Source organism: Wolbachia pipientis, from assembly GCF_001752665.1.
In the GTDB taxonomy this organism is placed as follows: domain Bacteria; phylum Pseudomonadota; class Alphaproteobacteria; order Rickettsiales; family Anaplasmataceae; genus Wolbachia; species Wolbachia pipientis_A.
In genome coordinates, this window is the sequence record NZ_MJMG01000001.1 from 299,990 (window position 1) to 300,626 (window position 637).

Annotated in this window: 2 protein-coding genes; both read left to right on the forward strand. The window is 36.9% G+C overall.

Features of this window, described 5'->3' with window-relative positions; translation table 11 throughout:
* The coding region (locus tag BIY23_RS01520; protein ID WP_070064857.1) for a co-chaperone GroES at positions 1-223 on the forward strand (223 nt) is incomplete at its 5' end.
* 27 nt (positions 224-250) lie between these two features.
* Positions 251-637 (forward strand): TCP-1/cpn60 chaperonin family protein (locus BIY23_RS05375; protein ID WP_315940520.1); only part of this gene is annotated, 387 nt, incomplete at its 3' end.

Sequence of the window (637 nt, forward strand, 5' to 3'; positions counted from 1 at the left end):
CATTGTGATTCCACCTAGTGCTGAAAAAAAGCCAACCAAAGGAGAGGTAATAGGTGTTGGTGAAGGTGCGTGTAATGCAGACGGTAAGTCTGTACCTTTAACTGTGAAAGTTGGTGATACAGTATTTTATCGTCAATGGGCTGGTACTGAGATTGAACATAATGGTGAGAAATTTATCGTTATGAAAGAGTCTGACGTACTTGCAGTTGTAAAAATTTGTTAATTTTGGATTTTTAAGAGGTGGTAATATATGGCTAATAAAGTAGAACATACTGAGCAAACGCAACAAGCGCTTTATGAAGTTGCAACAATGGTAGATTTAACGGTAGGGGACACTAGTGGACCAAAGGGATTAACGGTAGGGATAAGCAAACCTTACGGTAGTCTAGAAATTACAAAAGATGGTTATAAGGTGATGAAGAGTATAAAGCCTAAAGAACCATTGCGTGCTATGATAACAAGTTCATTTGCTGGAAGTTGCTCACAATGTAATGATAGGGTTGGTGATGGCACAACAACATGCTCTATATTAACTAGTAATATCATTAAGGAAGCTTTGAAACCAATTGCTGCTGGTAGTAACCGTATTAATATTAAAAATGGAATGCTTAAGGCAAAAGATGTGGTATTAAAAGAA